Source organism: Streptomyces sp. NPDC043812, from assembly GCF_056436245.1.
On record NZ_JBWKCY010000073.1, the window covers coordinates 3762 to 5157 of the forward strand.

Consider the following 1396-nt stretch of genomic DNA (forward strand, 5'->3'; position numbering starts at 1 on the left):
AGTCTGAGACCTGATGCCGAGCCGATTGTGGTGAAGTGGATGATCCTATGCTGTCGAGAAAAGCCTCTAGCGAGTTTCATGGCGGCCCGTACCCTAAACCGACTCAGGTGGTCAGGTAGAGAATACCGAGGCGTTCGGGTGAACTATGGTTAAGGAACTCGGCAAAATGCCCCCGTAACTTCGGGAGAAGGGGGGCCATCACTGGTGATCCGATTTACTCGGTGAGCTGGGGGTGGCCGCAGAGACCAGCGAGAAGCGACTGTTTACTAAAAACACAGGTCCGTGCGAAGCCGTAAGGCGATGTATACGGACTGACGCCTGCCCGGTGCTGGAACGTTAAGGGGACCGGTTAGCTCCATTTCGGTGGGGCGAAGCTGAGAACTTAAGCGCCAGTAAACGGCGGTGGTAACTATAACCATCCTAAGGTAGCGAAATTCCTTGTCGGGTAAGTTCCGACCTGCACGAATGGCGTAACGACTTCTCGACTGTCTCAACCATAGGCCCGGTGAAATTGCACTACGAGTAAAGATGCTCGTTTCGCGCAGCAGGACGGAAAGACCCCGGGACCTTTACTACAGTTTGATATTGGTGTTCGGTTCGGCTTGTGTAGGATAGGTGGGAGACTGTGAACTCTGGACGCCAGTTCAGGGGGAGTCGTCGTTGAAATACCACTCTGGTCGTGCTGGATGTCTAACCTGGGTCCGTGATCCGGATCAGGGACAGTGTCTGATGGGTAGTTTAACTGGGGCGGTTGCCTCCCAAAGAGTAACGGAGGCGCCCAAAGGTTCCCTCAGCCTGGTTGGCAATCAGGTGTTGAGTGTAAGTGCACAAGGGAGCTTGACTGTGAGACCGACGGGTCGAGCAGGGACGAAAGTCGGGACTAGTGATCCGGCGGTGGCTTGTGGAAGCGCCGTCGCTCAACGGATAAAAGGTACCCCGGGGATAACAGGCTGATCTTCCCCAAGAGTCCATATCGACGGGATGGTTTGGCACCTCGATGTCGGCTCGTCGCATCCTGGGGCTGGAGTCGGTCCCAAGGGTTGGGCTGTTCGCCCATTAAAGCGGTACGCGAGCTGGGTTTAGAACGTCGTGAGACAGTTCGGTCCCTATCCGCTGTGCGCGTAGGAGTCTTGAGAAGGGCTGTCCCTAGTACGAGAGGACCGGGACGGACGAACCTCTGGTGTGCCAGTTGTCCTGCCAAGGGCATGGCTGGTTGGCTACGTTCGGAAAGGATAACCGCTGAAAGCATCTAAGCGGGAAGCCTGCTTCGAGATGAGGACTCCCACCTCCTTGAGAGGGTAAGGCTCCCAGTAGACGACTGGGTTGATAGGCCGGATATGGAAGCCCTGTAAGGGGTGGAGTTGACCGGTACTAATAGGCCGAGGGCTTGTCCTCA

The 1396-nt window shown here is 56.2% G+C and carries 1 rRNA gene (running past one end of the window); it reads left to right on the forward strand.

Going from position 1 to position 1396, the window contains the following annotated elements:
* A 23S ribosomal RNA gene (locus AC067Z_RS38510) occupies positions 1 to 1395 on the forward strand; it begins 1797 nt to the left of the window's first position.
* Position 1396 lies beyond the last annotated feature (1 nt).